Raw genomic sequence first — 4,657 nt, 5'->3', positions numbered from 1 at the left:
CGGCCGTCTAGACGGACGTCGACGCCGCCGGAAGACATCTCCGAGGTGATCTCGGCGGCGGCGTGGGAGATCGCCTCCATCATCGCCAGCCGGGCGGAGGGGTCGAGGGCGTAGCCGAGCCGCTCGGCGAGCTCGCGGGCCTCGGGCCCGGAGGCCTCGGCGGCCGAGACGAGGTCGGCGCGCAGCCGCTCGACGTACGGGGTGATGTCCATGTGCAACACAGTGACATCACTGTGACATCATGTCAAGCACCATGTGACGTCACATTGGCTGGCGCTGACATCATCGTGGCATCGGGCTGTGGCCCCCGGCACGTTCCGGGGTTTGCCCTCGGCGAGGACCGGGCACTGCCGGGCCATGGCGGTGCTGCCAGGCACGATCATCTCGGCGTCGTTCGTCGACTACCTGATCGTCGGCCTCTACTTCGCAGTCGTCCTCGGCATCGGTGTCCTGGCCCGGCGCCAGGTGTCCGACTCGATCGACTTCTTCCTCTCGGGGCGCTCGCTCCCGGCGTGGGTGACCGGTCTGGCCTTCATCTCGGCGAACCTCGGTGCCGTCGAGATCATGGGCATGTCGGCGTCCGGCGCCGAGTTCGGGCTGCCGACGGTGCACTACTTCTGGATCGGCGCCATCCCCGCGATGCTGTTCCTCGGCGTGGTGATGATGCCGTTCTACTACGGCTCGAAGGTGCGCTCGGTGCCCGAGTTCATGCGCCGCCGGTTCGGCACCGGCGCGCACCTGGTCAACGCGCTCTCGTTCGCGATCGCGCAGCTGCTGATCGCGGGCATCAACCTCTTCCTGCTCGGCACGATCATCCGGGCGCTGCTCGGCTGGCCGCTGTGGGTGTCGCTGGTGGTCGCGGCCGCGGTGGTGCTCTCCTACATCACGCTCGGTGGGCTCAGCGCGGCGATCTACAACGAGGTGCTGCAGTTCTTCGTGATCGTGGCGTCGCTGCTGCCGTTGACGCTCATCGGCCTCAACCGGGTGGGCGGCTGGGACGGGCTGACCGACAAGATCACCTCGGCGGCCGCCGACAACCCGGACTCCGCCACCGCCGACCAGCAGCTCAACTCCTGGCCGGGCAACGCGTTGTCAGGTTTCGACTCCGACCTGTTCTCGGTCGTCGGCATCGTCTTCGGCCTGGGCTTCGTGCTCTCGTTCGGCTACTGGACCACGAACTTCGTCGAGGTCCAGCGGGCGATGGCCTCGGACTCGATCTCCTCGGCCCGGAAGACGCCGATCATCGGCGCGTTCCCCAAGATGTTCGTCCCGTTCATCACCATCCTGCCGGGCATGATCGCCGCGGTCCTGGTCACCGAGATCGCGCAGACCAAGGCGGGGGAGACGGTGGCCGGCGGCGCGTCCGGGGACGTCACCTACAACGACTCACTGCTCTACCTCATGCGCGACCTGCTGCCCAACGGGCTGCTCGGGCTGGCGATCGCGGGTCTGCTGGCGGCGTTCATGGCCGGCATGGCGGCGAACATCTCGGCGTTCAACACCGTCTTCAGCTACGACCTGTGGCAGACCTACGTCGTCAAGGAGCGCGACGACGGCTACTACCTGAAGGTGGGGCGGCTGGCGACCGTCGGCGCGACGGTGGTCGCGATCTTCACCGCAGGGCTGGCCTCGAACTTCCAGAACATCATGGACTACCTCCAGGTGCTCTTCGGGTTCTTCAACGCCCCGCTGTTCGCGACCTTCATCCTCGGGATGTTCTGGAAGCGGATGACCGCGACCGCGGGCTGGATGGGGCTGGTCGCAGGCACGCTCTCCGCGGTCGCGGTGGCCTTCCTGACCGAGGACGCGTTCGGCTCGCTGAGCACGGGCGTCATCCCGCTCGCGGGGCAGGGCGCGGCGTTCCTGGCCGCCTCGGTCGCCTTCGTCGTCGACATCGTGCTGAGCATCGCGGTGTCGCTGGTGACCAAGCCCCGGGACCCGGCGGACCTCAAGGGGCTGGTCTACTCCGAGACCCCCAGGGAGGACCTCGTCGACCCGGACGAGGCGTCCTACCCCTGGTACCAGCGCACGATGCCGCTCGCCGGCCTGGCCCTGGGCATGGTCGTCGTGCTCAACTTCATCTTCTGAGGAGTGCGCGATGCCCGAGAAGCCTGAGCTCACGAACCGCCCCGGCCGCCCGATCCGCCGTCCCGACCGGCGGCACAAGGCCGGCGCGCTGGACATCCGCAACATCATCGGCGGCCTGCTGGCGACGTACGGCGTGATCCTGGTCGTGACGGGGTTGTTCGGCGACGCCGACACCGACAAGACCGGTGGCGTCAACGCCAACCTGTGGGCGGGCGTCGCCCTGCTGGTCGTCGGCGGCGGCTTCCTGCTCTGGGCGTGGCTGAAGCCGGTCCTGGTCCCCGAGACGACCGGGTCCGGTCAGTCCGGCGGGACCGCGGAGTAGATCACGACCGCGTCGATGACGTCCTCCGAGTCGCGGTAGAGGTCCACCGTCAGCGGGCACCCGCGCGCCTCGTCCGGACCGCGGGCGTCGACCTCGAGGCGGAGAGCGGTCCGGTCCGCGGCTCCCGGGGGCCGCCCCAGGCCGCAGGTGCGCACCGGCGGCACGCCCTCGGTGACAGCCAGGACCGGCTGCCCCGTCAGCGTCGCGGCCGGGACCGCCGACTGCTCGGCGACCATGGCGCGCAGCGCCTCCCATCGGGGAGAGGTCTCCGCGCCGACTCCCGACCGCGGCTCCCCCTCCACCCCGTCGATCACGACGGTGACGGTGCGGGCGAAGTCGGGCGAGGAGGATCCCGAGATCGCGAAGGACAGGAACTCCCAGGCGTCCTCGCGGTTCCGGTAGTCGGCCTCGCACTGGGAGCCCGCGGGCACGGCCGTGAAGACCGACACCGTCGCCCCCGACGGCACCGGGTCGCCGGCCCTGGGATCGGAGTCGACCACCGTGCCCATCGGCTCGCACGCTCGGCGCTCGCGCAGCAGGACCTCGTAGCCGTCGTCCTCGAGGAACGCGCGGGCCCGGTCCCCGGTGAGCCCGAACAGCGATGGCAGCGGCTCCCGCTCGGGCTCCTGGGTCAGGACGACGCCGACCGCGACGGCGATCCCGGCCAGTCCCACGGCCACGAACGGCCACGGGCCGCGCTGGTGGTCCGGGATCCTGAGCACCGCCCGTTCGAGGGCGTCGAGGACGACCGGGTCCGGGTCGTCGGCCCGGCGGATCGCCTTCCGCTGCTCCTGGAGCACGAGGTCGACGTACTCGGCAGCCTGTCCCTCCGGGGCGCCCAGCTCGACGGCGCGCTCGAGCAGCCGGCCGTAGCGGGCGGCGACGTACTCGTCGACGTTCATGACTCTTCCACGGTAGGTGTCCGGAGCGGAGGGCGTTAAGGCTCGGACCAGACGAGGTTCACCGCCTCGAGCCGCCCGCCGCCGTCGAGCGCGAGCTCCACCGCGAAGTAGTCGACACAGCTGCGGCCCTCATCCGGGGTCAGCGTGACGGTCCGCGGGAACCGGCCCTCGAGGAACCTCCCGCCGCCGCACGGCGGGGTGGGCGGTCGACCGGTCACCGCCATCGGTCCGGGGAAGCTCGCGATGGCGCGGACCGCGGAGAACGGGCAGACCCGAGCCGAGTAGTAGCCGTAGTTCGGGCACAGCCATCCATAGCTGAGCCGGTGCACCGCGCGCTGTGGCGGGATCGAGTGCAGCAGGGTCCCGCCGAGGTACAGGGCGACGGGGTTGTCCAGCAGGTGCAGGTCCGGCGGGCCGCCACGCGCGAAGTCGACGAATGCCCTCCCTGCTGCGTCGAGCGCCGGCTCGGCCGCCGGGAGGTCGAGGCCGCACGGCCCCAACCCGTGCTTGGTGACGTCGAGGCGAACCGTGGATCCCGTCTCGCGACGCGAGCCCCGCGGGGGGTCCTGCCTGAGGACCCGGGGCTTCACGCAGGCGGAGTACTCGACCGCACGTACGTCGGCCTCGAAGCCCTTCTCGGCGAGGGCGGCCCTGGCGACCGGGATCGACTGCCCGACGACCCACGGGACCCTGGCGCTCCTCGGGCGAGGTGGTGACGTGGAGGGCGGGGTGGACGGACCCGGCGTCGCCGACGTGCTCGGTTCCGACGGACTCGGCTCCGGCGGACTCGATTCCGGCGCGGGTCGGGCCGTGGGTGGGGAGGCGTCGGAGCACCCGCCGACGAGCAGCAAGGAGAGGACGACGACGGCGACCCGCATGCCTGGATGACGCGCTGGTGAGCGCTGCGGTTGACCTCAGGCTGCCGCCCGGCATGCGGCGGAGGTCGTCGGCTCACCGTCCCACCCTCGGCGCTGCAGGACGACGGCCGGCTTGGCGGCCGTCAACCAGGTTGAAACGATCCGCCCGCTTGTTGCTAGAGGTCGAAGAGCGACCCGGCCCCGGAGATGTCGACGTCGGTCTTGGGCTGGTTGGCCGCGCCGGAGGAGGAGGCCGGCTTGGGCTTCTCGTCCGGCTCCTGGTCGGGCTCGACGTCGGGCTCGACGTCGGGCCCGTCGTCCGTGGCCTCGGGCTCGGGCTCGGGCTCGGCCGTGGTCTCGGGCTCGGCGGTGGTCTCGGGCTCCGTTTCGGGCTGGTCGTCCGGGTCGTCGAAGGTCGCGGCGGCACTGAGCGCGGCCCCTCCGCTGACCGGCTCGTCCTCGTCCTTGTCCTCGGCATGGTCCTCAGG

General features: G+C 71.0%; 4 protein-coding genes and 2 pseudogenes. 2 read left to right on the top strand and 4 right to left on the bottom strand.

Annotated elements, in window-relative coordinates:
* Positions 1 to 212 (bottom strand): annotated as a pseudogene (locus tag JHD21_RS20765) (pilus assembly protein HicB); the annotation flags it as partial.
* A 154-nt stretch (positions 213 to 366) separates the two neighbouring features.
* On the opposite strand from JHD21_RS20765, the gene JHD21_RS20760 reads away from it, so the two are divergent.
* Together JHD21_RS20760 and JHD21_RS20755 are read left to right on the top strand one after the other, a co-directional pair.
* Positions 367 to 2,088, top strand: a complete 1,722-nt coding sequence (locus JHD21_RS20760; RefSeq protein WP_292679286.1) for a sodium:solute symporter family protein — start codon at positions 367 to 369, stop codon at positions 2,086 to 2,088.
* Between the two features lie 10 nt (positions 2,089 to 2,098).
* Positions 2,099 to 2,410, top strand: a complete 312-nt coding sequence (locus JHD21_RS20755) for a hypothetical protein (protein ID WP_365696416.1) — start codon at positions 2,099 to 2,101, stop codon at positions 2,408 to 2,410.
* Here the strand turns inward: JHD21_RS20755 and JHD21_RS20750 are convergent.
* The 3 genes and pseudogenes from JHD21_RS20750 to JHD21_RS20740 all read right to left on the bottom strand — a co-directional run.
* On the bottom strand, positions 2,386 to 3,312 hold the full coding sequence (locus JHD21_RS20750) for a PASTA domain-containing protein (protein WP_292679281.1): 927 nt from the start codon (positions 3,310 to 3,312) through the stop codon (positions 2,386 to 2,388). The two genes, JHD21_RS20755 and JHD21_RS20750, sit on opposite strands and share 25 nt — an antisense overlap.
* Before the next feature lie 35 nt (positions 3,313 to 3,347).
* On the bottom strand, positions 3,348 to 4,190 hold the full coding sequence (locus tag JHD21_RS20745) for a PASTA domain-containing protein (RefSeq protein ID WP_292679278.1): 843 nt from the start codon (positions 4,188 to 4,190) through the stop codon (positions 3,348 to 3,350).
* Positions 4,191 to 4,345: 155 nt separating this feature from the next.
* Positions 4,346 to 4,657, bottom strand: a pseudogene (locus JHD21_RS20740) (hypothetical protein); the annotation flags it as partial.

This window comes from Nocardioides sp., assembly GCF_016462705.1.
Taxonomy (GTDB): domain Bacteria; phylum Actinomycetota; class Actinomycetes; order Propionibacteriales; family Nocardioidaceae; genus Nocardioides.
Note: the sequence above shows the minus strand (reverse complement) of the source record. Positions and strands in the feature narration are given on the sequence as shown.

Bases quoted from the DNA above. Each gene is read 5' to 3' on its own strand.
- JHD21_RS20745 (WP_292679278.1), bottom strand. From the start codon at position 4,190: ATGCGGGTCGCCGTCGTCGTCCTCTCCTTGCTGCTCGTCGGCGGGTGC.
- JHD21_RS20750 (WP_292679281.1), bottom strand. From the start codon at position 3,312: ATGAACGTCGACGAGTACGTCGCCGCCCGCTACGGCCGGCTGCTCGAG.
- JHD21_RS20755 (WP_365696416.1), top strand. From the start codon at position 2,099: ATGCCCGAGAAGCCTGAGCTCACGAACCGCCCCGGCCGCCCGATCCGC.